We start from the raw sequence: 24,918 nt of genomic DNA, 5'->3' as shown, positions 1-24,918 counted from the left end.
TCACCTACACTCGGTCCAGGCGTATATTGCCCACTTTTAAGTTAATATAGAATGTAACTTTACGTGTTGAAGTTTCATAATCAGGTGTCTGGTAACTCATGACACGGTTTAATCCGTCTGCCTTTTGGTCAAGGATTCGTATGTCTCCAGTCTTCACATTTGCCTCTACTCGAAAGGCCACGTTCTCAGGCATTAGAATCTTCACATCCCCAACAATTCCTGAAAGCTTAAAGGGAGTGTCCTTCTCAGGAATAAACGCCTTTGTAAAATCGAACTTGTAATCTCCAACCGCATTCCATAAGTTCATTGGTTCCACTGCCCAATCACTGTTCGTGAAAGAGTAGTCTCCAATCGCACTCTTCTTTCTTTTGAAACTTTCATCTTGATGATCGTCATCAAATATGATTTCAACTTTGGGTTTCGTCCCTTTTGAAAGGAAGATTCTAAAACCAATAATGACTAAGATTAATGGCCATAGTAACCAGATATCTCCCGCTGTAAAGGTAATCCATTCAAAACGATCCATCATAAGAAGAGTCGCAAACACAGAAGTTAAAATTCCTAACCCCCAATGGTCATCTCTTTTAAGTATACTATCTAGGATGAACTTTAGCCCAACAACAAGGAGTATGAAAGGATAACTATAAGAAAATAATTGCCACATTTCCAGGGAAATAACGTCAAGATTCGCCAATAATATAAACGTTCCACCAACAATCAATGCCAATGCAAGGATAAAATTTGTAAAACTAACGCGTTTCATTTTAACCACCCTTTTCCTAAGTAAGCCCTATCTCTATAATTATCTTAGCGCTTTCCCTTATCTTTTAGAACATGCTACGGGTGGTCTTCTCCTCCGCCTCTAGACGGAGATTGGTTCTCTTCTCCATCCATTCGTACATTACAATCCAAACGCCTGCAAAAACAAACCCAAACGTAAAGCCCGCTAATACATCTGAGAAGTAGTGAGCTCCTTCAAATACTCGACTGATTCCGATTAAGAATACAAGGGTAAAACCCACAACGGAACTTGTCGCAACCATTACCTTTGAACGTGCCTTTCTACTCAGGAAATAAAAAGCCAGCACAGCACAAATCAACGAAACCATTGCGTGGCCACTAGGAAAACTAAATCCCTCAACCCCTTCATTTATAACTGGGCGCTCTCTTGCAACCATACTCTTCAATACGATATTAAATCCATATCCCACTAGTACACCTATAAACATCATACCGGCCTGGATCCAGTCTTTCTTAACGATTCCAATTAAGGTAACAAATAAAAGTGCGACAGGACCAAGTACTTTACTAGAACCAAGCGGTGTGAGTGCAGAAAAGAATTGGTGCATCCCCTCCCCTGATCCATCAACAAACTGGGCCGCCCAATCGTCCATCAAACCAGCCTGCCCTGTCAAAACAAGGACCATTAACATGAGCGACAACCCTAGTATGCCTGCTCCTGAAATACACAAAGACTTTTTAGAAAAACTTGAATATGATTCCACTCTATTCCTCTCCTTTCTCATCTATTTTACTAAGGCTTGAGCCATATGTTTAGTTTTTTTTGAGCAGGGTACATTGATATTGTGCGACATGATATACACAACGAACAAATCTAAACAGGGGTGATTATGATGGATCAAAAAGTACAAAATCTAATTGACGGCTTAAACGAAGACTTAGCACACGAATATGCAGCAAGCATTATGTACACATACAATGCTGCTACCGTTCAAGGACTTTACTATCAAGTGTTAAAACCATTCTTCGAATCTGAAATTGGTGATGAACAAGGTCATGCACTTTACCTAGCTGAGAAGATTAAAACTCTAGGTGGTACACCAACTACTAAACCAGCTGAAGTTAAACAACTATCAGACGTTAAAGATATGCTTGAAGAAGCAAAACGCGCTGAACAAGACACAATCCGTCGTTACGAAGAGCGCAAAGAACAAGCCGAAGAACTTGGTTACACAGAACTTGTTGTCAAATTAGACGACATGATCGCAGACGAAACGGGTCACATGGAAGAAATGGAACGTCTATTAGCAGACCCTCGTTTGCAATAAGGGTTATTCTTTTTAGTAAAAGAGCCGTACCGCTTAATAAGCGGTACGGCTCTTTTTTTATGCAATATATTTACCTTTATTATAGTGATTGAGGAGGTTCGACTACAACCGTCACGTCAATAGCCAACGTCGAACGCCCCCACATCAAGCGGGGCCGCTGGATAGCGAGCCTTTCCCGGACACCCCCTACCACTCAATATAAAAAGACAACCTCCAAGTTGTCTGTATATTCATAGTTTTTCGTCTTTGTTATAATATGGCTAACACAAGGAGGGAAATCCATGGACTTACAAAAAATCTTACAAGACATCGATGCTCATTACGACGAAATGGTTGATATTCGCCGTTACCTGCATCAACATCCTGAATTATCATTCCAAGAAACAGAAACATCCAAGTATATATCAAATTTTTATAAAGAATTAGGAATTCCTCACCAAACAGGAGTCGGAGGAAACGGAATCCTGGCTACATTAGAAGGCGGGAAACCTGGTAAGACGGTTGCGTTACGCGCTGACTTTGATGCGCTTCCTATACAAGATGAAAAAGATGTTCCCTACAAGTCAACAGTCCCAAATGTGATGCATGCTTGCGGTCATGACGGACACACCGCTTCTTTACTGTGCCTTGCCAAAGCCCTAACATCTCATCAGGACGACATCCCTGGCACGATCATTTTCTTACACCAACATGCTGAGGAAACCCCTCCAGGTGGCGCCAAGCAGATGGTAGAGGCCGGTGCTCTTGAAGGCGTTGATGCTGTATTTGGTACACACCTTTGGAGTAATACACCAGTAGGAACCATTGAAACCGCTCCTGAAGCTTTCTTTGCAGGAGCAGATGCTTTTGAAATTACGATTCAAGGTCAAGGTGGCCACGGGGCCCAGCCTCACCAAACGAAGGACTCCATCGTTATCGGCTCAGAACTCGTAACTTCTCTCCAACAAATCGTGAGTCGTAAGCTCGACCCTTTGAAATCAGCCGTTGTCACAGTCGGCACATTTGAAGCAGGAACTACCTTTAACGTTATCGCGGATACAGCTACATTAAAAGGAACGGTACGTACGTTTAGTCCTGATGTGCAAGAGCTCGTCATTCGTGAGATGGAAAAACACATTAAAGGGGTTTGCACGACTCACGACGCAAGTTATGAATTTAATTATATGAAAGGGTATCCTCCAGTCGTGAATCACCCTGAGGAAGCCGCGATGGTCATTGAAGGTGCCACTAACACACCAGGCGTTAATCAGGCCCATTATGTTGAGCCCGTTATGACTGGAGAGGACTTCTCCTACTATATTCTCGAGCGACCAGGTGCCTTTTTCTTTACAGGCGCACAAAAAGAAGGACATGTTTATCCTCATCACCACCCGAAATTTGATATCGATGAACGCGCCCTTCCTATTGCTGCAAAAACACTATTCCAGTCTTACGTTGTCTATCAACAAAATCATCAGTAACCCATTATGCGGAGACGGTAGGCGTTTTGAGCCGTCTCCGCTAATTGTTTCAACAATTTCGTATTTGCCCATGCTCCTACAATTGCCCCAAAGCCAGGGATTAGCTGTAACATTTTAACGAAATCAATCGAGTCCCGGTATTCTAGTTGCAATGTCTTCCAGTCCACATCTTTTACCGCTTCTTTTTCATGCTCCCAGTTCAACACGCGCCTTAGAATCTCCTTACGCTTCTCATCGCTTGAGAAAGCAAGCATAAACACGTGCAGGACGAACAGTCTCTCTTCATAATCTTCAACCGAAAACCCATAAATTCTAGCCGTATCGAAAAGAAACTTCATTTTTATACCTAGGAGTAATGGAAAATCGGCAACCCCTAACACTATGCCACCAGCTCCTGTTCCGGCTCCTTCTAGTGCAGCGGTACGCTTATAATCCCTAAGCCTTGCTTCAACTTGCTCCTCTCGCTCCTTCAGACTCCACGCATCATTCACTTGAATCGGATAGATATAATGAGAACTCGTTAACGACAGTTCAATCATTTGCTTTACACTACCTGATACTACTTTATGAATACGCTCAGGCACCCAATTGTTCATAGTTGTTTGTATTCCTTTCGATTTCCTCTGCACAATCGAGCTCCTCTTCTCCATCCCTTTTACCCAGCGGAGAGCTTCCTGATGCTTCCTCTCTTCATAAGGCGTTTTCATTAATCCATCCTCCTATACAAAAAGCCGACCCAATCATGTTTCAAGGGCCGGCAACGTGTTATGTTAATCGTTTTGTTAAATACTTATGAGACATAAAGTAACTAAAGAGTGCCCCGCCAACTAATACGATGGCTAAACCCATTAGGTTCCCTAGAAACAGAAATACAAGACCTAATAACGCCGTCTTTACAATCAACAGTTGGAATAGCCATTTCGTAAGGGCTCTTCTCCTCGATTCGATTCGTAAAGGGTAAAGGTCAAGCCACAGTACGTCTCTATGATGCTGCCATAGTGTAACCATCTGAAAGCCGCTTAGATAAATAAACAAGAAACTAAACGCAATTTTCATCCATATGTTCGGTATGAAATAGACGAACGCTCCAGCAATGAGAACAAGTCGAATGTATAACCCAAGGTAATCACTACTTCTGATAAACGTAATTCTATACAAGTAATCAAATGTCTTATCACTTGAAAACGGAATCGGTTTTTTAATCAAACGAACGAGCCAATGTCGCTTCTTCACACTATTCTTTAGGTGTGGTACATCAGTGAACATATTGGCAATTCGATAAAACACTTGCATGCGCTGCTGGTCTTTTTGAATTAACAAGTCCCAAGCAATGCCTTTACGCTTCTTAGCTAAGCTGTAGTCATACATCATCACAGCGAAGAAAAGAGTGGTGGTTGCACCAGCAAATATCCAGTCTCCTCGAACGAAGAAGAAAATCGTCAGCCCATTTAATAAGAAGCGCAAGATCGGGTCAATGTATCCACTCATTCCAAATCGGCTGTTCAATTCCCACCAATGAGAGAGCGTGTTCCATCCCTTTAGAATCAAAATCACAATTCCAAATAAAACAAATTCAGACGTCGCTCTTCCTGAATACGTTGCAAAGTAAAGCGGACCAAAAGCGACCACGACGAAAAACAATCCAAAGACTTGTAAGAAGAAGCTATAAAGAATTCCACTTCTAAAAAAGCTCGCCAACCGATGTTCTGCCGGGAGTAAAAAGACTAAGTCTGCTTCCCTTAGAAAGGTACGAATTGGACTGTACGTTAAAAGGCTAGAAAACACGATCCCCATCACAAGGGCCGTTGGAAAACTTGAGTCTAACGTAGCCAACCACTGTTGGTAATTATAGGTCATACCCGCTAAGAAGAAAAACATAGCAAAAGAAAAATGATCATTGAACATTAATCGTAAATAACGACCCATCTCTTTTGTATGAGAGTCAAGTCGTCCCCGCCACAGCTCTTGAGGATCAATCTTAAGCATGATCATCTTCCTTCGTAAGCTGGACGTAGAGATCATCTAACGTCGCATCTGGCATAGAGAAGGACTTGCGCAGTTCTTCAAGCGTTCCTTTTGCACGAATTTCCCCGTCATGAAGAATAACAAATCGATCACAATAGCGTTCCGCTGTGGCTAGTATATGTGTCGACATGAGTACACCTGCTCCCTGGTCTTTCATCTCATTCATTAACTGCAAGTACGATTGAATACCTAACGGGTCCAACCCAACAAAAGGCTCATCCACAATATATAAAGAAGGCTCCACCAAAAAGGCACACATAATCATGACCTTCTGACGCATCCCTTTAGAGAAATGAACAGGAAAGAAATCCAATTTCTTCTCTAAACGAAATTCCTTCAGCAATGGCTGTAAGCGCTCTTCAAAAACCTCTTCTGTTAATCCGTAAGCCATTGCGGTTAAACGAAGGTGTTCCCGCAGTGTTAACTCTTCATAGAGAATTGGCATCTCCGGAATATAGGTGAATTGGCTTCTGTACCCCTCAGGGTCTTCCTGAAACGTTTTTCCGTTTACTGTGACACTCCCTTGTTTCGCCTGCATTAACCCAATAATATGTTTAATCGTTGTACTTTTACCAGCTCCATTTAATCCAATTAAGCCTACAATTTCACCCGGCTGTATATCAAATGAAATGCCGTGTAAAACATTTTTGTGCGTGTATCCACCTACAAGATCTTGAATATGTAATAGTGATTTCATTTGTATCCCTCTCTTCTTCTCCAAATTTTATCATTCCCCTGACACTTTGCCAAAAAAATCGTTACTTTTTTGTATAAGACCTGTCCATTCTGCCCATAATACTCTTGAAGGCAACGGGAGACGTTGTCCAGGAGCAAATCACTGTTCACTGCGTTCAAGGTTTAAGTTCTTCTTAAAATTTGAAATGAGGTGTCTGTGAAAGACCACGCTGAGATAAACTCCACCATCTGGTAAGAGCTTTATAAAAACACGCATTCACTAAATGAGGTGTTGACAGCAGGTATATTCGCGAGCTTTAGACACGATTCTACAGAGTCCATTCCGATGATCTCTGTACACTAGTGGCAACCCCACGCGTGTCAAAGTGTTTCCCAAACATCCGTTAAGGATACCAACGTCTCCCAAACCTTCTTACAGGCAGGGTGTCTCTTATGAGGCACTCTGCTTTTTGGTTTTTATAATGCTAAGGTCCGTTACTGTAAAAGTGCTAGGGCAGGCTTTGGGACCACCTTACACCCAACCATGGCAAACGGAAACATTTGCTCAATTTAAATTCACGTCTTGCAAATTGGAACTTGTCCTATTTTCTGATACGATATATACACAATATAGCCATGGGCTGAAATGGAGGAGATTAGATGAGCCAAGATTGTATCTTTTGTAAAATTCGTGATGGAGAAATTCCTTCTGCGAAAGTGTATGAGGATGAAGATGTGTATGCTTTTCTAGACATTAGCCAAGTCACAAAGGGACATACACTTGTCATTCCTAAAGATCACGTCAAAAACGTGTACGAAACGTCTTCTGATGTAGCGGAGAAAGTGTTTTCTCGTGTTCCAAAGATTGCTAATGCGATTAAAGCAACTTATGAGCCGGTTGGATTAAACATACTTAACAACAACGAAGAAGCGGCAGGACAGTCTGTATTCCACCTACATATTCATCTTATTCCTCGATACGGGAAGAATGATGGATTTGCCGCGAAGTGGGAAGAGCATGCTAACGCCTATACGCCTGAGCAACTTCAAACAATTGCCGGAGAAATTGCCACCCATATTGAATAGAACTTAAACTGTAAGAATCTGAGATGTTTAGCTTTCGAGAGAGTTTTGTTATAATTGAATCAGACTTTCGCAGTTGGTCAAAAGGACACAACTGGAAGGTAAGTTGAGACTAGTTTAGAAGAGGAGAGATGTAACGTGAAGAGTCGTCTAGACACGCGTGTGTTGGTATTGTTGTCGTTAATTGTTGGGATTGGTGCTGTATTGCATATTTTCGCTCCACCTATTGTGAATGGGATGAAGCCTGATATGCTCTTGATTATGATGTTTCTAGGAATTATCCTATTTCCTAAGTTCCAATATGTTATGCTTTTATCCCTTGTTACAGGAGCAATTGCTGCTTTAACAACAGGATTACCTGGAGGTCAGATTGCAAACTTAATCGATAAGCCTTTAACAGCGCTTGTCGCTTTCGGAATTGTCCTGGCTGCAGGTAAATTTATAAATAGGAAAGTCCTTGCTGCAAGTGTAACGCTTGTAGGTACGCTAATTAGCGGAGCTATATTCCTATTTGTAGCTGTTAACATTATTGGTCTTGTAGAAGGAAGCTTTATGATCATGTACGCAACCATTGTCCTTCCGACAGCTGCATTCAACACAGTAGCCATGACGGTTATTTACCCGATCGTTGAAAAGATTTCAAAACGATCCCGCATCGCAACTGCATAAAACGTTAAGAGTGTGTTCCTTACAAGGAGCGCACTCTTTTTTGATTACAGAGAACCACTTTACCTTCGGACCATTCACACGGACGTTCGTAAATTCAAATTCTTCTTTAATCACTTCAGTCTCTTCTTTCGTAACTCCTCGCTCGCTTTAGTCAGTTCGATCCTCTCTTTCGTCACTACGCACTCGTTTTTAGTCACTTCGACCTCTTCTTTCGTAACTCCGCACTCGTTTTAGTCACTTCGATTCCCTCTTTCGCAACTCCACGCTCGCTTTAGTCACTTCCCCTAATTCCTGCCCTTTTCCCGCCTTAGTTCCTGCATTGTTATGACTTTTCTGCAAGAAATAAAGTTTATACCTCAACACAAAAAGGAAAAACGGATATAATAGAGGATAGTAAGGAAAGGAGTTGTGGTTATGGGAAAAGGGAAATCATTACTACTTGGATTTGTCGTAGGAGGAGTCGTAAGTGCATCAGCTACACTATTGTCTGCTCCTTCATCCGGAACGAGAGTACGGCAACAAGTTAGAGATTCTAGCGACCAACTCAAAACTACGCTTGCAAACTTGCAAGGTGAAGGCAAACAACTGACAGAACAAATTGCGAAAACATCTAAAGAAGGTGCTTCGTTACTACGAGAACTCTCAACGGAAGTAAAACAATCAATCGAAAGCTGGAAGCAAACGATTGAACCCCATCAAAAAAACATTCAAAAACACTTACAGGAAATTGAAGAGAGCTTGAAAGAGCTCGAAGAGAAGGCTAAACAACAATAGCTTTTATCTAAACGTAAAAAGGTGTACTCCCTACTTTGGGAGTACACCTTTACTTTTACATTATTCTTTTGGCTCTAGGTCTTCAATTGATTCAACATCCATGTAATCTGGTACAACTAAACCAATTTTAGCGCCTTCAAGATTTGCTCCTAAATCAACGAACTCTTCTTCGAAGCTTTCATAATGATCACCGTGGGTACGTGGTAACCATGCAGAGGTCATCGCATCAGAATCACCTTCAGCAATAGCTTGGAACATTGGTCCGATTCCCGCTTGAGTTAGATCTGTTTCAAACCCTTTTTGTTTTAGCACTTCAGAAATGACATGTGTTGAACTGATCTCTGATTGCCATGGTACATAAGCAAGTTTAACTGTGCCACTTCCATCTTCAATACCTTTTGTCCACTCGTCCACTTGATCCTGGTTATTTTCAATCCAGTTTTGAGCTGCTTTGACAGGTTCTGTACCTTCCTGAAGTTCAAGCATCACGCTTTGCATGTCATCAGGAGACCATTTAAAGTTATCAAGAATTTTTGCAGCATCCGGCATATCCTTCTCGAATCCTTTACGTACAATCGTATTAATATGTTCAGTACCACCGTATACTTCCTTAGGGTCTTCTAAGTACTTCAAATCGTATTCAGCAAATTTCCAGTGTGGCGTCCAACCTGTTACGATGATCGGTTCTTCGTTATCAATAGCATTTCCAAGCTGTTCTGTCATAACGGCTGAGGAGCTTGAAGAGACTTCCCATCCTTCTAGATTCTCATAGTCCTTTAATGCATTATCTGTTGCGACCATAATACCAGCACCTGACTCGATTCCTGTAAGGGTGTACTCGAGTTGTTCACCTACTGAAGCCTTTGTATCACCTGAGTCCCCGCTAGAGTCGTCCTCTGTTGAACCACAGGCAGCTAGTGCCAACGACAATGATAAACCTGCTGTTATTCCGAGCTTTTTCCAATTCATGATATAACCCCTTTGATATGTATTGTGTGTATAACATTTTAAAAAGACAGCCCACCTACAAGAGTAGGCAGGCTATGTGTTACTAAAAATTCTTATTCTGCTTGAAGATCTTCAATTGATTCAACGTCCATGTAATCAGGAACGACTAAACCAATCTTAGCACCTTCAAGGTTCGCTCCAAGATCTTCTAATTGATCTTCATAAGACTCGTAAAGGTCTCCGTGTGTTCCAGGTAACCAAGCTGCTACCATTCCATCAGCTTCGCCTTCAGCTACAGCTTTCCACATAACACCGTTATCTAATTGGCTAAGTTCTACCTCAAAGCCTTGCTGGCGAAGAACTTCACCGATAACGTTTGTAGAGGCAATTTCAGAGTCCCAAGCTACATAGGCAAGCTTAGCTGTTGTACCGTCAACTTCTTCAGTACCCTTTGTCCACTCATCAACTTTATCTTGGTTTTCATCAATCCAGTTTTTCGCTGCTTCTTCTTCTGGAGTACCGTTACGGATTTCAAGCATTACAGACTCCATATCAGCTGCTGTCCAGTTAAATTGGTCTAGAATTTTATGAAGATTTGGCTTCTCATCTTTCAGCCCTTGCTTCGCCATTGTTTTGATTTGTTCTTCACCACCGAATACACCTTCTGGGTCTTCAAGATAGTGTAGGTCATACTCAGCGAATTTCCAGTGCGGGGTCCAACCTGTAACGATGATCGGTTCTTCATCTTCGATTGCTTGTGTAAGTGCTTGTGTCATCGCACCACTAGAAGACGTTTGAACTTCCCAACCGTCTAATCCGTAAGTCTCAATAGCATCGTTAGCAGCACCTACAACGCCAGCCCCTGCATCGACACCTGTAATGGTATAATCAAGCTCTTCACCATAATTAACGGCTTGCTCAGTGTTTTCACCGTCGCCACCTGATGTATTTTCTTCTTCTGAACCTTCATCTGATCCACAACCTGCAGCAACTAGAGACAATGATAGTCCCGCCGCAATACCTAAACGTTTCCAATTAAGATTAAACATACTAATAAAACTCCCCTTTTATAAAATAGTAACTAATTGTACTCTATTGAACTTCTTAACTAAGAAGTAACAAACTGAAATTATTCACCTTTTTGTGTATTCAAACTTTGCGTAAAGCGGTCAATGACAATCGCAAGGATTACAATTGATACACCCGCTACGAAACCAAGACCTACATCATTACGCTGTAAGGCTGTGATTACTTCTTTTCCAAGACCTTCTGCTCCGATCATGGATGCGATAACTACCATGGAAAGAGCTAGCATGACTGTTTGGTTAATACCTGCCATGATTGTCTTTTTCGCCATTGGCAACTGAACTTTAAATAACTTTTGGATACCAGTTGTACCAAAGGCATCGGCAGCTTCGATTAATTCGGTCGATACCTGACGAATTCCTAAGTTTGTAAAACGAACTGTAGGTGGTACTGCGAAAATAACAGATGCAAATACACCGGGAACCATTCCAATACCAAAGAATGCAACGGCTGGAATTAAGTAAACGAATGCCGGCATTGTCTGCATAAAGTCTAAAATCGGTGTAAGGATTGCCTGTACAATGTTACTCTTAGCCATCCAAATTCCAAATGGAACTCCGATTATGACAGAAATCAGACTGGCGGTTATCACAAGAGAGAACGTATCCATTAGCTGTTCCCACATCTCTTGGTTGAGAATAAACCACAAACCTACAATGGAGAATGCAGCAAGACCAATTCTCTTTCCTGTTACAAAGAAAGCAATAAGGGCAATAACTGCTATAAACACCCATGGGTTAATCATTTGCAACGTTTCACTTAAAAACTCAATAAAGGTATCTAAATTATTCTTTATAGGATCAAAGACAAATTCGAATGTGTCTGTAATCCATTCAACAGATTGATCGACCCATGTCTTTACCGGAATCATTGGCAATAATGTATTACTCATTGATCGACACCTCGCTTCCTGCTAGTGCTCCAATGACGGCTCCGCGAATGATAATACCGCGTAACTTTCCGTCCTCTACCACTGCAATCGGTACAGGTGAATTATGGATCATATCAAAGATGTCATTCATTGGTGTGTCAAGATCACAAGTTGGTACGTTTGTTTCGATTACGTTAGTTAAATCTTTCACATTCTCTTCTATTGCTTGAGATGCATTTTCAGCTGTTACATAACCTTTTAAATTACGAGATCGATCTGTCACATAAATACTAGAAAGACCTTCTTCACGCATGCGCTCTAGGGCTACGCGTGGACCATGTTTCTCGATGTTTACCGTTTCAGGACGCTTCATAATGTGTTGCGCTGTTAGAACCTTTGAACGATCTACATCTTCAACGAATTTCTCTACATAATCGTTTGCCGGGTTTACCAGAATGTCTTCCGGGGTACCGATTTGTACAATGGAGCCATCTTTCATTAGCGCAATACGATCACCAATACGAAGTGCTTCATCAAGATCGTGTGTAATGAAAAGAATGGTCTTCTGCATGCGTTCTTGTAGATCAAGAAGCTCATCTTGCATTTCTTTACGAATAAGTGGATCCAAAGCAGAGAACGCTTCGTCCATTAGTAGAACTTCAGGGTCATTCGCAAGAGCTCTTGCAAGCCCAACACGTTGTTGCATTCCCCCAGAAAGTTGGCCTGGGAATTGGTTAATAAAGCTTCCTAGCCCTACAAGTTCTAAAGATTCTTTTGCTTTTTTAGAACGTTCTGTTTTATCAATCCCCTGTACTTCTAGACCAAACTCAGTATTTTGAAGCACGGTGCGATAAGGGAACAAAGCAAAACGCTGGAATACCATACTCATTTTCTCGCGACGTACACGACGTAGGTTTTTACTATCCATTGTAGCTAAGTTCTCATCGTTAATGTATACACTGCCTTCAGTCGGTTCAATTAATCTATTAATCAATCGAACTAGTGTTGATTTACCACTTCCTGAAAGTCCCATGATGACGAATATTTCGCCTTGCTCAACTTCAAAGGAAGCTCTATTAACACCGACTGTATTTCCTGTTTTCTTTAAAATTTCTTCTTTCTTTAGTCCTTGATCAAGCAGCTCTTGCGCTTGAGAAGGATTCTTACCGAAAATCTTTGACAAGTCTTCTACCTTGATGATCGGCACCTAAATTCACCCCTCTAAAACATTTTTACTATTTCTAATGAACTATTTTTCTGTTGTGTTTCGTTCAATCACTCACCTTTTATACTATATACTGTCTGTTTGTTTAGTACAAACGATAAATTCTTTGATTTAAGAACATATTTTTCGTACAGTTTAAACTGAACATACTGACATGAATAATACCTTTAAATTACTCCATTTTACTCCGAAATGCTACCCAATCTGATATTTCCAAATTTTATCGCAATAGTGTAATGTGTTGGGTAGTAAACGAGAAGGAGGTTCCTTCATGTCTGAAACTGAGAACAACAGTATAATGAGTGAAGTTCAGTATCATGCAATAACAGAATTCTCTAAAACCATTGAGATGTTTAGTCTTACACCTTCAGAAGCGTTACTGTTTAGTACCCTTTATATAGAAGGCGAACCGATGACTCTTGATGAAATGAGTGAAGCACTGGCAAAAAGCAAAACGTCGATGAGCACAGGTATTAGAAGCTTGCTTGACCTCAACTTAGTTGAACGTGTCTGGAAGAAGGGCGTGCGCAAAGACCTCTATACCGCAAACTCTGACTTGTTCAACAAATTTATGTCCTCATACATCCACAAATGGCTAGACGCTGCCAATCGCCAAAAACATTCATTAGAAGAAACGAAATTACTTTTAAAGAAAGAGAGAAAGGAAATTAAAAGTGGGGAAGCAGATCATTTAGAGGAAAAATTAAACGAGATGATCGATTTTCATTGTTTGATTTCGAAAGCCTTTTCAGAACTAGACCCGTCTAATTCTGATTCATAAAAATTTCCCCCGGTTCCGCGAAAGAACCGGGGTCTTTATTTACTAAAAAAAATTTTTTTACGTAATTTCAAAAAACTTTACTTTAAAATACCCCTTTGTGACGGGATTAAACGCTTTTTTATGCTATATTTCCTATTTTGAGTGCACATTATATCTTCTCTTATAAGGGTTTTCTTGCGATAATAATGGTGAATACTGTCCATATGAAGCTAAAAATCTAGTAATCATCAAGAGAGGGGGAAGGCTATGAGAGATGATACTACAATCCAAGAAGCCATTCTTTATAGTCATAAAATGGCACAACTTAGCAAGGCCTTATGGAAAATGATTGAAAAAGATTGGCAACAATGGATCAAGCCGTTTAATTTAAATATAAATGAACATCATATATTGTGGATTGCCCATCATCTGAAAGGGGCAAGCGTTTCTGAAATCTCTAAATTCGGGGTTATGCACGTCTCTACTGCCTTCAACTTTTCCAAAAAGCTTGAAGAGCGTGGCTTACTCTCATTTTCCAAACGGGAAAATGATAAGCGCAATACGTACATTGAGCTCACAGCAGAAGGAGAAGAGCTTCTTTTAGAAACGATGAAATCTTATAATCCAGAGAACAATTCCGTTATTCGTGGCAGTATGCCGTTAAAAGACATTTACGGGAAATACCCTGAATTTATAGAATTAATTTCAATGGTTAGAGAGATATACGGAGATGAATACATGGAAATTCTCGATCGTTCTATGATGAATATCGAATCCGAATTTCAAAAAGAAAACAACTTTACCGAATCCGTTAAGGGTGGAGAAGATCACGAGGAGAACTAATCCCCCTTCGGAACATTTTCAAATGCGATCATAAGATCAATATAATATCCTTCTTTTTTTATGGCCAAAATGGCCTCATCCGGATGAAGTTTCATGTTTAGCATCCCCGCAAAATGAATCAGGAGGTCCGTAAAATCTAGCAAACCTTCTTCTACTTCTTCTTTAAAAGAAGTGTCTAAGGTAGCTAGTAACATCATTACCTCCTGCCATTCTTCTTCTGTTAATCCTCGTTCAATTACCATTCTTGTAAAAGGATAGTCTTTCATTTGCTCACTGTTCGTTAACAACTGCACTTGAAAGGCTATTTTTTTTATGTTTAAATCCATTTCGTACATTAGGACTCCCCCCTCTGTTCACCGATCATTCTAACCCTTTTCAAGTCACATCCCCCAAGGCTTTGGGTACTTTTTTATTTTTTTGCAAAAAGCCTATTGATTTCTTCTATAAAACATCGTATCATTCGATATGCCAATCTTATTTGAGCGATTCATTCACTATAAAAATTTTACTATACAAGACTAGATCTTGTCACAAATAAGGGGGTTATTGATTATGAATCTTAACTGCTGGAAATCCTTTAACATCACGAAAGAATTTGGCTCTAACCGAATTTACTTATTGAGCTTAATTCTTGGGGTCATATCCTTTATCCTGCTTTATGTACCATTGGCTATGGTTCATCAAAGTCATCAAGTTCATGATTACGGCTTACTTCCGTTAGCAGCTTCATTGTTCTTGTTGCCTGCGATTCATAAATTGATGCATATGATTCCACTTGTACTATTGAACAAACGCGTTCGTGTTCGCTGGAAATTAAAAAAAGGCGTTATTCCGACGTTTTCCTATAGAAGCTGCTCAACGCTATCGAAAACGACGTCCATTATGGTGGCTCTAGCACCAACTGTCCTATTGTCTGTACCAGGATTGATTACAAGCTTTGTATTCCCAAATTATTTCGCTTATATCATCTTGTTCACAGCCGTTAATATTGGACTATCCTTCACAGATTTCTTGTGCGTTAACCAATTTATGCGCGCACCAAAACAATGCATTATTGAGAATGTAAGAGATGGGTATGATATCTTAATTGACAAATACAAAAAGTAACCCCAGTAAACCCTTTTAGATGCAGGGAATGAAGACTATTCCAAAATGGTACTCATTGCTAATGCATTTAAAAGGGTTTTTCTATACATATAAGCATTTTTACTGTTCAACTTTTTGTTTTTTTGATACAGTAATTCCATAGGTGCAAAAGGAGGTTTCTATTTATGTCAGTATTCTTTGTACCATTTGCGCTTTTTATATTATTCGTCTTTAACTCTTTAACCCATTCCCTTTGCCTTAAAACGGAAATGGCTGTTGAAAAACAACCAAAAGTGTTTCGTACGATTAACATTTTAATCACCATACTATTGATTTCGTCTTATGTCGAAATCCTGTATACCTAAAACAACGTCTCTTGCATAGAAGACGTTGTTTTTTTGTTTGAATACCTTTTCGACTCAAAAGGTATCCTTCTACCGGGATAGGTCCGTTACAGAGTTAGTGCTTGGGCTGGCTGGGGGACAACTCGCTTTCCTGCGGGTAGCTGGGAAGCCTCCTCGTTCGCTTGTGAACTTGCCCCATAAATTTGGACACAAATTCTTAAACTGCTTCTAGTATTTTTTGGCGATATTTGGTAGGGCTTTGCCCGTTTAATCTCTCTTTAATTCGTTTTGTATTGTAATAATGAATATACGTATCCATTTGTCTTTCAAAGTCTTTCATATTTTCAAATGACTTTCTATAGAGGAATTCAGCCTTAAAGATACCAAAGAAGTTCTCCATTACAGCGTTGTCATGACAGTTCCCTTTACGCGACATACTTTGGACAACGCCTTCTCGTTGTAAACGGCGTACAAATTGGGGCATTTGATAATGCCATCCTTGATCAGAGTGTAAGAGGAGATCATCGGATTCAGAAAGGGACTCAAAAGCGCTCTCCAACATGGTTTCCACAAGGGCATACGTCGGTCTGTATCCCCATGTATACGTTATGATTTCACCATTAAATAAATCTTGAACGGGAGAAAGATAAATCTTCTGTCCGAACAGCTTGAACTCTGTGATGTCAGTTGCCCACTTCTCATTTGGTTTTTCAGCCTTAAATTCGCGGTTTAACACGTTATCAGAAACCGTTCCTACTTTACCGCCATAGGAATAATATTTGCGTGCACGAACCTCGCATTTAAGATTGTCTTCCTTCATAATCCGAAAGACTTTTTTAGGGTTAACGAGATAGTTTCTATTTCGAAGTTCCATGTGGACGCGACGGTAGCCGTACAGACCATCATGTTCCTCAAAAATTTCATGAATCTCGGTTCTGATCTCCTCATCTGGATCTGTTTCATTCATCACCTTAACCTGATAATAAAACGTACTACGCGGGAGCCCGGCTATTTTACACAAGCGATCGGCAGAGTAGCCTTGTTTACGCCTCAGTTCGTCGATCGCTTCTACTTTGAATCGTTTCGAATGTTTCGGGTGTCGTGTTTTTGAACTAAGGCTCTCAACTTTTTTAAATAAGCAATTTCCATGTGAAGGAGTTCGTTTTCTTCCTGTAAATCCTCATAGCTCTTAGGCTGTTCGTTTTGAGAATCATGCTTCTTGTTAGTCATTTCTGGTTGCCCCTTTCCAGACCGATCAAGGGCTTCAGCTCCTCCTTTATCCCACTTCTTTTTCCACCTGGCGACCATTGAGTAGTCTGGGATTCGGAAGAGGGCTGAGGCCTCTCGAATGGAGTAATTCATGGTTTCGATAAATTGAATCACCCTCATTTTAAAATCTGGAGAGTAGCTTGGATAGACGGGAATAAATGCTTTTTCTTCATGATATTTGTAAAGTTTGACCCAGTAACGGATGACAGAATCATCCACGCCCACTCGGCCGGCTAACTGTCTGTAGCTCGTACCTCCATCTAAATATCTTTGAACCACATCGTGTTTAATGTATGGAGTAAATTTTTTCATTTTCTCACCTCATATTCTCGGATCAACTGTGTCCAAAAATATGGGGCAAGCTCACTTGCGCTCTCTGCGGGGTCTCCCCTAGGCTACTCTTCCCGCGGGAGTCTCGCAGTCCCCCATCCACCCCTGGCGTTAGTATGGTGAACGGACCCGCGTTTAGAACTGGATAGTCCACCCTCTAGCAAAGCGTGTTTCCGTTATTTCTAAATATGGCAAGGTGGTTCGGGAAATTGCGAGACTCCTGCGGCAGTAGGAGCCTCGGGGAGACCCCGGAAAGCGCGTAGCGATTGAGGAGGCTCCACAGCTCGCCGCGGAAAGCGAGTGATTTCCCGAACCACCTTACACCTAACCAAAGCTAACGGAAACCTTATCTCATCCAAAGAAAAACCTCTGCCTAATGGCAGAGGTTTTTCTTTTATATCCGATCTCAGGGATGATTAGTACAACCAAGATGCACCAACGATGATTAACAAAATGAATAGAACGACGATTAAAGCGAATCCGCCGCCGTAACCTCCTTTGCTCATGAAGTCACCCCCTTTTCTAACTTACTACCGTATCATATGCAGGGGGGGCTTGGTCTGGATAGGCGAATGACCCGGTTTTGAAAAGTTTTCCTCCAATTCCCTATAGCCCTAGTGTTTTATACCCTCAGTATGTTATATTATTTCAAGGATTAGGTTGTCTAAGAGCTACTTTCTCGAAGCTTAAAAAAACGCCTCATGAAGAGCACTTAAATGGCTCTAAACTTTTGACACAATTAAATGATTAGGAGTGTTTACCTGATGAAAAAGATTGCTTTGGCAACGACGCTTACAGCAGGTGTATTAGCTTTATCCGCATGTTCCGGGACACAAGGAGACGATGAAGCGAGCAAAGATTTAGTCGTTGAATCCAAGAACGGAAATATCACGAAAGATGAATTTTACCAAGAGCTGAAGGATCGCTATGGTGAACAAGTTCTTCATGAAATGGTTGTGACAGAAGTTCTTGATGATAAATATGAAGTAACGGAAAAAGAAATTGAAAAAGAAGTAGAAAAATACAAAGAGCAAGTTGGCGGTCAGTTCGACCAAGCTCTATCTCAAATGGGCTTCAAATCTGAAGAAGACTTCAGAAAAGTAGTAGAACAAAGCCTTATGCAACAAAAAGCTGCAAAAGCTGAGATCAAAGTTTCAGATGAAGAAGTTCAGAACTACTATGATCGTATGAAAACAGAAATCCGTGCTAGCCACATTCTTGTAAGCAGTGAAGAAAAAGCTCAAGAAGTTAAACAGAAAATTGAAGAAGGTAACAAAGACTTTGCAGCACTAGCTAAAGAGTATTCAGAAGGACCTTCTGCTTCAAACGGAGGCGATCTTGATTACTTCGGTCCAGGTAAAATGACTCCAGCTTTTGAAGATGCTGCCTATGATCTTGAAAAAGGTGAAGTGAGTGAACCTGTGAAGACAGAGTTTGGCTTCCACATTATTAAAGTTACGGATAAGCGTGAGAAAGAAGACGTGAAGCCTCTAGAAGAGATGAAAGACCAGATTAAAGAAGATCTTAAGGCGAACCAGCTTAACCAAGAAAATGCGAAGAAAACAATCGATAAGCTCATTGAAGAAGCTGATGTAAAAGTTAAAGCTGAAGGCTTAGAGGATATTTTAGACAAGAAAGCTGAAGAAGAATCAACTTCTGAAGATACAGAATCAAATTCTGACCAAGGATAATTTCATATAAAAAAGGCTACACCCATAAAGGTGCAGCCTTTTTTAATATCTATTTCTAACTAGAAGCCGACTGCTTCCTCTTCTTCGCATCATCAATTCGATCCATGTACTTCTTCCCCTCTTGTTCGATAAACTTTTGTTCCATTTCTTGTTCAGCTTTCATCGCTCGAAGTGCCATATATCCACTAAATAAAATAAATACAACCATTGCTAACACCCACCATGGAATTCCTGCAATCATGGAATCTCCCCCTTGTCCCCTTTTGATACAAGCCTATGCGGAGTTGAAGGTGAATATTCCAGCCCACTCTACTAGCTTGTTCAAGAATAAGGCAGGATTGTTGAAGACTCAAAGCTGAGACACTTTATTGTGAGTTGGGACGTTACGTTTATTAAGTGGTAGGGGGGCTGGGGAACGACTCGCTTTCCGCGGGCGAGCTGTCGAGCCTCCTCGGGAAACCCACCCTGCGGGGTCTCGTCGACCTCTTTCTCCCGCAGGAGTCTCCCCGTTCCCCAGCCCCCTATCAGAAGTTGTATAACGTCCCCTTAGCCCGAGCGTGACGGGACTTCAACAATATGCCCTCTCATATGTGGCATGCTTCCGTTCCCTCATATATGGCAGAGGTGGTTCGGGAAATTGCGAGACTCCTGCGGCAGTAGGAGCCTAGGGGAGACCCCACAGAGAGCGTAGCGAACGAGGAGGCTTCCCAGCTCGCCGCGGAAAGCGAGTGATTTCCCGAACCACCTTATACTCAATTTGAGAAAACGGAAGCATTCTCTCAACTCCAAGTGTTCCAAATAAGGGGGCTTATATGGAATAAAAACAACTCTAAGCATTAACATAGTCATAAAAAAAAGCATGTCCTTTTATAGACATGCTCCTTCCAATAGGGAGACTTAGTCTCCCTTTGGTACGTATTTAAAGATTTCGCCTGATTCAACAACACGAATAAACTTCATGAGCCAGCGGTAATATTCTTTCGCATACTCTAATCGGTCGATATCGCGTTGGATCATGCCTTGTAATTCTTCGTCGTCTGTATCATTCATAATGGCACGAAGTTCGGAGATCGCTTCATCAGCTTCTTCGATGTTCGTTTCAGTATGATGTCTCCAGCGGTTACCAAATAACGATGTGAAGGATTTATACCAATCTTCTTCAGATTTATATAGATCTTTTCGTACACCCTTTCGGAATGCTGGTTCGACCATCTTCATCTCTGATAAAGATCTAACACCAGTCGACATACTTGTCTTACTCATTTCAAGCGCATCACGCATATTATCTAGCGTCATTGGCTGATCTGCAAAGTAAAGCGTTCCGTACAATCGACCAACAGAAGAGGTGATTCCGTACAGGCTCATATTTTTGGCGATCACTTGAATAAATTTTTCTATTGTTTCTTCATATTCTGTCCATTCTTGACTTCTTTCTTTATCTACCAATGGACGACCCTCCACTAGCTTTATTCGACATTGTCCTCAAGTATTTTATCACTATTATTCCAAAAGTGCGAGGTCATGACAAATAAAAACTTAATTTTTATAAAAAAATTTTTTTACGTTCTGTTATTTTTTGATTAATTGTATCACTACACGTGAACAGAATGACTTGTTGATCCTGTGCAATTTGTTGTAAAAGCTCTAGTACCTCACAGGTTCGTTCATCGTCAAAATTCACAAACGCATCATCAATAATAAACGGTAAAGGATGTTCATCTCTAATGGTTTGACTTAAAGCAAGCCTTAGAGCGACATACAACTGTTCTTTTGTTCCTTGAGACAACGACTCAACAGAGAAACGTACTCCATCCTTTCTTTCGACCGTCATCATTTCTTCTTCCCCTGGAAGCCATACACGTATATAGGTATCTCTTGTTAGGATGGAGAAAAAGTGACTACAATATTCAACTACTGCAGGCATTCTTTCTTCCTGATACACTTCTTTCGTCTGCTTCAATAAACTATGCGCTACTTTATATACTGTCCATTCTTTAGCTATTTGTTTGCTTTTGTCTTTCTCTAACCTCACTTCATGCCTTTTCATTGAGTAGCGTTCATCTTTTTCAAGTAGCTGTATGTTGGACCTGAGGTCAGCCAATTGCTGACGTTTACCTTCTATTTCACTCTCTGTATTCTCCAAATCTTCTGTCGCATGCGCCAGATCTCGTTTTATAGATGGCTCATCTATATGGGAGAGAATTGCTTGTGAGGATGTAGATTGATTCATATAAATCGTATCGATCTGTTTCTTAAGCTGGCATAGTTCATCTTCTAATTCTTCTACTAGACGTGCTTGTTCACCTTGCTTAATGAAAGAATCTGAGTTTGAAACATTCGCTTTTTCATACAACTGACGCAACTCTTCTTGAATGGGTAACTGTTTTTGCTCTAATTGTTTCATTTGACTGCGCAAATTGTTCAAGCGCTCATCTAATTTATGAAGATCTCGCTTATGCTCCTCTGCCTTATTAACGTATTCTAATGCATCGTTCCATATGGACTCTATTTCCCCTTCACGCTCGATTCGTAAACGGTCTGCAAATAAAATTAATTGATTTTCTATTGTTTTTTGTCGCGCGGCTAGTGTTTCAATTTGTTCTTGTTTTTTCAACCATTCTTGCTGCCTTAATTGAACACTTGAAAGACGTTGATACACTTTGGGCCAATAAGACACAGATACTTGGTTTAGGAAAGGATAATGATCGGTTTGCTCACCTATAATTTGATTGATTCTTTCTTGACGCTGTTTTAAGCTATGGAGCTGTTCTTCAATTTGAATTTCACGCATATTGCACTGTTGGATGCTTTGTTCGTATCGCATAACCTCTTGAGCTTTTTGATCCTGTTCTTGCAACTGCCTTTCTAACTCCCATACATACCCAATCGGCTCTTCTGTGTGTTGTTCTTCTTCATTGTAAGGGACATTTGATTTGCTGTTAAATGAACTTTGTTTAAGCTGTCGAACAATAAACCATGTTGCAAGTAATAAAAAAGCACTGAATATAAACCAAAAAGGTTCTGAGAGTACCCAACCACCAGCTGCTCCTATCACCGATAGAAAAACCCCAACTAAAAAGATTTGATTGGCAAAATTTGATTGTTGATGCACCATATGGCGACGATTCTTCGATTGTTCCTCTTCTACTTCTTTTTTCCATTCTTTTTCTCGAGCACGTTCTACGGAAGTTCTTAACTGCGCTTCATCATCTTCTGATAACATTTGACCTTTCACACGATTCCGCTGGCCTTGAAGCTGCCTTTGCTCTTCGTCATTAAGTCGTAACTCCTGCTCTAATCGAGCACGTTCTTCCTCAAGCGTTTCTTTCTCATGCCCAATTCGTTGCCATTCTTCTTCCATATAGAATGGTAACGAGAGCTCTAATACATCTTCAAAAGTAAGATGAATGCCTAGTTCTTCTATTTTTTTGGCCAATCGTTCTTGTTCTTGTCCAGATTCGGCTAGAAGACCTTCTAAGCGTGCATGGTTAATATCATATTCTTGTTTATGGTCAATCCACTCTGTTAGCTCTTCAACACCCTCTTCATCGTAAGGGGGCACTTCCCCCTTCTTTGATTCTTCTCTTTGCAGTTCCTGCTTAACAACCTCTTTTTCACTACGTATCGGCATCTCTTGTTCTTTAAGCTTGTAGTACCGTTCTAGTCCTTGTTCGGGGAACTGAAGTGTTTCTGGTAAGGATGAGCGCTCCTCTTTAAGTTGTTGGTAACGAAAAATTAAATGCGAGGCTTGATGATGCTTCTCTAGCAGATCCTTCCTCACCATATATGTTTGGCGCTTCTCTTGTAATTGGTGAAGCTCATCTTGCACTTCTTGCTCCTCCAATTTTAGATCTTCATACTTTTGTTCTTCTTGCTTAAGAAAAGACAAAGTCTGTTCCATTTCTTTCACATGAGCGAACTGCTCATTTAGGACCGGCTTCCTCCCTTGTTTCTTGAAGAGACGATCAATTTCCTTTTCAAGCTTCGTTTCCAGTTGATAGATCTGTTTAGATCCCGTCATACCTACTCCGAATAAAACATCCCCAATAGCTTTAGAACCTACTGTGTGAATATGCTGGATATCATGTAAATCAAAAGAAAAAATGGCTTCAAACGTGTTCTTATCCATTCCTTTTAAATAATGTCGAAGCCACTCTTCAGATTGTTCAGATCCGTCATCAAAGTAACACCTAGCCTCTCCATTGTTCTGATTGTAATCACGTTCAATGTACACTGTCCCATAACGAACGTCAGAAATCATTAAACGCCCTCCAACCGTTCCACCCATCTTCGGTATATAGGCTTTCACTTTTTTTGGTGGGAGATTAAATAGAACGTACAAGATAAACTGCCTTAGAGTTGATTTACCGGCTTCATTTTTGCCATAGAATACGGTTAACCCCTCATCTTGGAAATGAATTGTTTTATGATGCCACTTGCCAAAACCATAAATCAATGCTTGTTTGAGTTTCACTCTGATCGCTCCTCCTCCAATAAGGACTTGAGCAAATAAGCTTCAGCTTCACTTACTATTTCTTTCTTCTCTTCATCTGAAAAGGTCCCTACATATTTTCGACCTTGCTTATGGGTTGTGAGTTCGGCTAACATCGGGTCAATCTCATCACTCTCATCAATTCGACGAATTAAATCAGCGACGAAATGAGAGCCTTGCTTTAATTCTTCACGATCCCAAGAAGGGGTAGAATGGATGACAATGTCTTGAAGCCACAGCCATGCCTCCTCCTCTTCTTCTTTTTCATTCCATACATCTACAAGGTTGCGGACAGCTTCTTCCTTCATTTCATCTCCTTCTAAATGTCCTTCGATCTTCATTTTGAAAATCATAGGACCGTACACCTGGCGATTCTCATCCTTCCATTTATCTACCTCATCATGAAATTCACCTAATGTTTGAATATGGCTTACGTCAAATGTTGTTTGCTGAAAGAGAACAGAATGCGTTGGCAAAAACGTAAGAGTGGTATTTGTTTCTGCTAGATCAACGAGATAACACCCTTTAGCCCCCTCCTCTTTATGGTGTCGACCTTGAATGTTCCCTGGATAAACAATAGGTGGTTCTTCTTGTAAAACCTGGCGCTTGTGAATATGACCAAGTGCCCAATAGTCGTGTCCTACTTCGTTCAACTGTGACACTCGAAAAGGAGCATATACATCATGATCAGTATTCGTTGCTATACTCCCGTGGAGAAGCCCAATGTGATAAACATCCTCACTAGTCCGCTCATACTCGATTACTTTCTCTTCATAGACAGCACGCCTTGAGTAACTAAACCCTTGGATATTAGCCACATGTTGGCCATTTTTGTAGAAAGGAATGGTAGAGACCGCTTCTTCTTTAAAAATTGTAACGTTATCAGGGAAGTGCACAGGATAGAAGCTCCCACCAGTATGGTCGTGGTTTCCATGCGAAAGAAACACTCTAATACCTGCTTTATGTAATGTGTCAAATCCTTTCTTAAGGCGGATTTGCGCCTTTAAACTCCTACCATCTTGATCAAATAAATCTCCAACCATTACGACAAAATCAACTTTATTATCTAAAGCGTGTGAAATAATGCGTTCGAACGCTTGAAATGTACTCTCAATTACATCTTTCGAGAGACGAGATGAAAGCCCTGAACCAATCCCTTTAAAAGGGCTGTCTAAATGAAGATCGGCACAATGGATAAAACGCAGTGTTGGCAACATA

Annotated in this window: 26 protein-coding genes; 10 read left to right on the top strand and 16 right to left on the bottom strand. The window is 40.7% G+C overall.

Going from position 1 to position 24,918, the window contains the following annotated elements:
• Window positions 1–4 precede the first annotated feature (4 nt).
• Both liaF and IMZ31_RS03930 read right to left on the bottom strand, forming a co-directional pair.
• Window positions 5–763, bottom strand: coding sequence for a cell wall-active antibiotics response protein LiaF (gene liaF, locus IMZ31_RS03935; RefSeq protein ID WP_207529306.1), 759 nt, complete (start codon window positions 761–763; stop codon window positions 5–7).
• Between the two features lie 64 nt (window positions 764–827).
• Window positions 828–1,505 (bottom strand): phosphatase PAP2 family protein, encoded by a 678-nt coding sequence (locus IMZ31_RS03930; protein WP_207529305.1) that lies wholly within the window; start codon window positions 1,503–1,505, stop codon window positions 828–830.
• A gap of 129 nt (window positions 1,506–1,634) precedes the next feature.
• On the opposite strand from IMZ31_RS03930, the gene IMZ31_RS03925 reads away from it, so the two are divergent.
• A complete protein-coding gene (locus tag IMZ31_RS03925; protein WP_207529304.1) occupies window positions 1,635–2,069 on the top strand; it encodes a ferritin-like domain-containing protein in 435 nt (144 codons plus the stop codon).
• Window positions 2,070–2,350: 281 nt separating this feature from the next.
• Window positions 2,351–3,529 (top strand): M20 family metallopeptidase, encoded by a 1,179-nt coding sequence (locus IMZ31_RS03920; protein WP_207529303.1) that lies wholly within the window; start codon window positions 2,351–2,353, stop codon window positions 3,527–3,529.
• Here IMZ31_RS03920 and IMZ31_RS03915 read toward each other — a convergent pair.
• Genes IMZ31_RS03915 through IMZ31_RS03905 form a run of 3 tightly spaced genes read right to left on the bottom strand, consistent with a single transcriptional unit; the run spans window position 3,523 to window position 6,251 of the window.
• The gene (locus IMZ31_RS03915) at window positions 3,523–4,236 is read right to left on the bottom strand and encodes an EcsC family protein (RefSeq protein ID WP_207529302.1); all 714 of its coding nucleotides are present in this window, start codon (window positions 4,234–4,236) and stop codon (window positions 3,523–3,525) included. The two genes, IMZ31_RS03920 and IMZ31_RS03915, sit on opposite strands and share 7 nt — an antisense overlap.
• 58 nt (window positions 4,237–4,294) lie before the next feature.
• The gene (locus tag IMZ31_RS03910) at window positions 4,295–5,515 is read right to left on the bottom strand and encodes an ABC transporter permease (RefSeq protein WP_207529301.1); all 1,221 of its coding nucleotides are present in this window, start codon (window positions 5,513–5,515) and stop codon (window positions 4,295–4,297) included.
• Complete coding sequence (locus tag IMZ31_RS03905; protein WP_207529300.1) at window positions 5,508–6,251, bottom strand: ABC transporter ATP-binding protein; 744 nt, start codon at window positions 6,249–6,251, stop codon at window positions 5,508–5,510. The genes IMZ31_RS03910 and IMZ31_RS03905 overlap by 8 nt, the downstream gene beginning before the upstream one ends.
• 638 nt (window positions 6,252–6,889) lie before the next feature.
• Between IMZ31_RS03905 and IMZ31_RS03900 the strand changes: the two genes are divergently transcribed.
• From IMZ31_RS03900 to IMZ31_RS03890, 3 genes are all read left to right on the top strand, one after another.
• A complete protein-coding gene (locus IMZ31_RS03900) occupies window positions 6,890–7,315 on the top strand; it encodes an HIT family protein (protein ID WP_207529299.1) in 426 nt (141 codons plus the stop codon).
• Between the two features lie 135 nt (window positions 7,316–7,450).
• Window positions 7,451–7,981, top strand: coding sequence for a tryptophan transporter (locus tag IMZ31_RS03895; RefSeq protein ID WP_207529298.1), 531 nt, complete (start codon window positions 7,451–7,453; stop codon window positions 7,979–7,981).
• Between the two features lie 414 nt (window positions 7,982–8,395).
• Window positions 8,396–8,755, top strand: a complete 360-nt coding sequence (locus IMZ31_RS03890) for a YtxH domain-containing protein (RefSeq protein ID WP_207529297.1) — start codon at window positions 8,396–8,398, stop codon at window positions 8,753–8,755.
• A 60-nt stretch (window positions 8,756–8,815) separates the two neighbouring features.
• On the opposite strand, the gene IMZ31_RS03885 is transcribed toward IMZ31_RS03890, so the two are convergent.
• The 4 genes from IMZ31_RS03885 to IMZ31_RS03870 all read right to left on the bottom strand — a co-directional run bounded on the left by IMZ31_RS03885 (window position 8,816) and on the right by IMZ31_RS03870 (window position 12,867).
• Window positions 8,816–9,724 (bottom strand): glycine betaine ABC transporter substrate-binding protein, encoded by a 909-nt coding sequence (locus tag IMZ31_RS03885; protein ID WP_207529296.1) that lies wholly within the window; start codon window positions 9,722–9,724, stop codon window positions 8,816–8,818.
• 92 nt (window positions 9,725–9,816) lie between these two features.
• A complete protein-coding gene (locus tag IMZ31_RS03880; RefSeq protein WP_207529295.1) occupies window positions 9,817–10,752 on the bottom strand; it encodes a glycine betaine ABC transporter substrate-binding protein in 936 nt (311 codons plus the stop codon).
• A gap of 80 nt (window positions 10,753–10,832) precedes the next feature.
• A complete protein-coding gene (locus IMZ31_RS03875) occupies window positions 10,833–11,681 on the bottom strand; it encodes an ABC transporter permease (protein WP_207529294.1) in 849 nt (282 codons plus the stop codon).
• On the bottom strand, window positions 11,674–12,867 hold the full coding sequence (locus IMZ31_RS03870) for a quaternary amine ABC transporter ATP-binding protein (protein ID WP_207529293.1): 1,194 nt from the start codon (window positions 12,865–12,867) through the stop codon (window positions 11,674–11,676). The genes IMZ31_RS03875 and IMZ31_RS03870 overlap by 8 nt, the downstream gene beginning before the upstream one ends.
• 289 nt (window positions 12,868–13,156) lie before the next feature.
• Here IMZ31_RS03870 and IMZ31_RS03865 point away from each other — a divergent pair, with 289 nt between their 5' ends.
• A complete protein-coding gene (locus IMZ31_RS03865) occupies window positions 13,157–13,666 on the top strand; it encodes a GbsR/MarR family transcriptional regulator (RefSeq protein WP_242705633.1) in 510 nt (169 codons plus the stop codon).
• Window positions 13,667–13,912: 246 nt separating this feature from the next.
• The gene (locus tag IMZ31_RS03860; RefSeq protein ID WP_207529292.1) at window positions 13,913–14,488 is read left to right on the top strand and encodes an HTH-type transcriptional regulator Hpr; all 576 of its coding nucleotides are present in this window, start codon (window positions 13,913–13,915) and stop codon (window positions 14,486–14,488) included.
• Here IMZ31_RS03860 and IMZ31_RS03855 read toward each other — a convergent pair.
• Window positions 14,485–14,823 (bottom strand): DUF1878 family protein, encoded by a 339-nt coding sequence (locus IMZ31_RS03855; RefSeq protein ID WP_207529291.1) that lies wholly within the window; start codon window positions 14,821–14,823, stop codon window positions 14,485–14,487. The genes IMZ31_RS03860 and IMZ31_RS03855 overlap by 4 nt on opposite strands.
• Window positions 14,824–15,040: 217 nt before the next feature.
• Here IMZ31_RS03855 and IMZ31_RS03850 point away from each other — a divergent pair, with 217 nt between their 5' ends.
• Both IMZ31_RS03850 and IMZ31_RS03845 read left to right on the top strand, forming a co-directional pair.
• The gene (locus IMZ31_RS03850; protein WP_207529290.1) at window positions 15,041–15,595 is read left to right on the top strand and encodes a DUF3267 domain-containing protein; all 555 of its coding nucleotides are present in this window, start codon (window positions 15,041–15,043) and stop codon (window positions 15,593–15,595) included.
• 164 nt (window positions 15,596–15,759) lie between these two features.
• Window positions 15,760–15,939, top strand: a complete 180-nt coding sequence (locus IMZ31_RS03845; protein WP_036786836.1) for a hypothetical protein — start codon at window positions 15,760–15,762, stop codon at window positions 15,937–15,939.
• A gap of 196 nt (window positions 15,940–16,135) precedes the next feature.
• Here IMZ31_RS03845 and IMZ31_RS03840 read toward each other — a convergent pair.
• Both IMZ31_RS03840 and IMZ31_RS03835 read right to left on the bottom strand, forming a co-directional pair.
• Window positions 16,136–17,499, bottom strand: a protein-coding gene (locus tag IMZ31_RS03840; protein WP_371825481.1) for an IS3 family transposase whose coding sequence is annotated in 2 segments (ribosomal slippage) — window positions 16,136–17,037 and window positions 17,037–17,499 — 1,365 coding nt in all. Because the reading frame shifts where the segments join, the coding sequence is not laid out codon by codon here.
• A gap of 434 nt (window positions 17,500–17,933) precedes the next feature.
• Window positions 17,934–18,023 carry a YjcZ family sporulation protein gene (locus tag IMZ31_RS03835; protein WP_036786834.1) on the bottom strand — a complete coding sequence of 30 codons (90 nt, stop codon included), beginning with the start codon at window positions 18,021–18,023 and terminating at the stop codon, window positions 17,934–17,936.
• A 258-nt stretch (window positions 18,024–18,281) separates the two neighbouring features.
• On the opposite strand from IMZ31_RS03835, the gene IMZ31_RS03830 reads away from it, so the two are divergent.
• Window positions 18,282–19,208, top strand: coding sequence for a peptidylprolyl isomerase (locus IMZ31_RS03830; RefSeq protein ID WP_207529288.1), 927 nt, complete (start codon window positions 18,282–18,284; stop codon window positions 19,206–19,208).
• Between the two features lie 55 nt (window positions 19,209–19,263).
• On the opposite strand, the gene IMZ31_RS03825 is transcribed toward IMZ31_RS03830, so the two are convergent.
• The 4 genes from IMZ31_RS03825 to IMZ31_RS03810 form a co-directional block, all read right to left on the bottom strand.
• Window positions 19,264–19,449, bottom strand: a complete 186-nt coding sequence (locus IMZ31_RS03825) for a sporulation YhaL family protein (protein ID WP_036786830.1) — start codon at window positions 19,447–19,449, stop codon at window positions 19,264–19,266.
• 656 nt (window positions 19,450–20,105) lie between these two features.
• Window positions 20,106–20,654 (bottom strand): GbsR/MarR family transcriptional regulator, encoded by a 549-nt coding sequence (locus IMZ31_RS03820; RefSeq protein WP_036786828.1) that lies wholly within the window; start codon window positions 20,652–20,654, stop codon window positions 20,106–20,108.
• 97 nt (window positions 20,655–20,751) lie between these two features.
• The gene (locus tag IMZ31_RS03815) at window positions 20,752–23,682 is read right to left on the bottom strand and encodes an ATP-binding protein (RefSeq protein ID WP_207529287.1); all 2,931 of its coding nucleotides are present in this window, start codon (window positions 23,680–23,682) and stop codon (window positions 20,752–20,754) included.
• Window positions 23,679–24,917 carry a metallophosphoesterase family protein gene (locus tag IMZ31_RS03810; RefSeq protein ID WP_207529286.1) on the bottom strand — a complete coding sequence of 413 codons (1,239 nt, stop codon included), beginning with the start codon at window positions 24,915–24,917 and terminating at the stop codon, window positions 23,679–23,681. Before IMZ31_RS03810 ends, IMZ31_RS03815 begins: the two co-directional genes overlap by 4 nt.
• Window position 24,918: the final 1 nt, after the last annotated feature.

The organism is Pontibacillus sp. ALD_SL1 (assembly GCF_017355605.1).
The sequence above is the reverse complement of the archived record's forward strand: the minus strand, read 5'-3'. Positions and strand labels throughout refer to the sequence as shown.

Coding starts and splice junctions, on each gene's coding strand:
- IMZ31_RS03900 (WP_207529299.1), top strand. CDS start 6,890: ATGAGCCAAGATTGTATCTTTTGTAAAATTCGTGATGGAGAAATTCCT.
- IMZ31_RS03860 (WP_207529292.1), top strand. CDS start 13,913: ATGAGAGATGATACTACAATCCAAGAAGCCATTCTTTATAGTCATAAA.
- IMZ31_RS03850 (WP_207529290.1), top strand. CDS start 15,041: ATGAATCTTAACTGCTGGAAATCCTTTAACATCACGAAAGAATTTGGC.
- IMZ31_RS03845 (WP_036786836.1), top strand. CDS start 15,760: ATGTCAGTATTCTTTGTACCATTTGCGCTTTTTATATTATTCGTCTTT.
- IMZ31_RS03865 (WP_242705633.1), top strand. CDS start 13,157: ATGTCTGAAACTGAGAACAACAGTATAATGAGTGAAGTTCAGTATCAT.
- IMZ31_RS03885 (WP_207529296.1), bottom strand. CDS start 9,724: ATGAATTGGAAAAAGCTCGGAATAACAGCAGGTTTATCATTGTCGTTG.
- IMZ31_RS03925 (WP_207529304.1), top strand. CDS start 1,635: ATGGATCAAAAAGTACAAAATCTAATTGACGGCTTAAACGAAGACTTA.
- IMZ31_RS03910 (WP_207529301.1), bottom strand. CDS start 5,515: ATGCTTAAGATTGATCCTCAAGAGCTGTGGCGGGGACGACTTGACTCT.
- IMZ31_RS03915 (WP_207529302.1), bottom strand. CDS start 4,236: ATGAAAACGCCTTATGAAGAGAGGAAGCATCAGGAAGCTCTCCGCTGG.
- IMZ31_RS03890 (WP_207529297.1), top strand. CDS start 8,396: ATGGGAAAAGGGAAATCATTACTACTTGGATTTGTCGTAGGAGGAGTC.
- liaF (WP_207529306.1), bottom strand. CDS start 763: ATGAAACGCGTTAGTTTTACAAATTTTATCCTTGCATTGGCATTGATT.
- IMZ31_RS03825 (WP_036786830.1), bottom strand. CDS start 19,449: ATGATTGCAGGAATTCCATGGTGGGTGTTAGCAATGGTTGTATTTATT.
- IMZ31_RS03880 (WP_207529295.1), bottom strand. CDS start 10,752: ATGTTTAATCTTAATTGGAAACGTTTAGGTATTGCGGCGGGACTATCA.
- IMZ31_RS03830 (WP_207529288.1), top strand. CDS start 18,282: ATGAAAAAGATTGCTTTGGCAACGACGCTTACAGCAGGTGTATTAGCT.
- IMZ31_RS03905 (WP_207529300.1), bottom strand. CDS start 6,251: ATGAAATCACTATTACATATTCAAGATCTTGTAGGTGGATACACGCAC.
- IMZ31_RS03835 (WP_036786834.1), bottom strand. CDS start 18,023: ATGAGCAAAGGAGGTTACGGCGGCGGATTCGCTTTAATCGTCGTTCTA.
- IMZ31_RS03855 (WP_207529291.1), bottom strand. CDS start 14,823: ATGTACGAAATGGATTTAAACATAAAAAAAATAGCCTTTCAAGTGCAG.
- IMZ31_RS03810 (WP_207529286.1), bottom strand. CDS start 24,917: ATGTTGCCAACACTGCGTTTTATCCATTGTGCCGATCTTCATTTAGAC.
- IMZ31_RS03875 (WP_207529294.1), bottom strand. CDS start 11,681: ATGAGTAATACATTATTGCCAATGATTCCGGTAAAGACATGGGTCGAT.
- IMZ31_RS03920 (WP_207529303.1), top strand. CDS start 2,351: ATGGACTTACAAAAAATCTTACAAGACATCGATGCTCATTACGACGAA.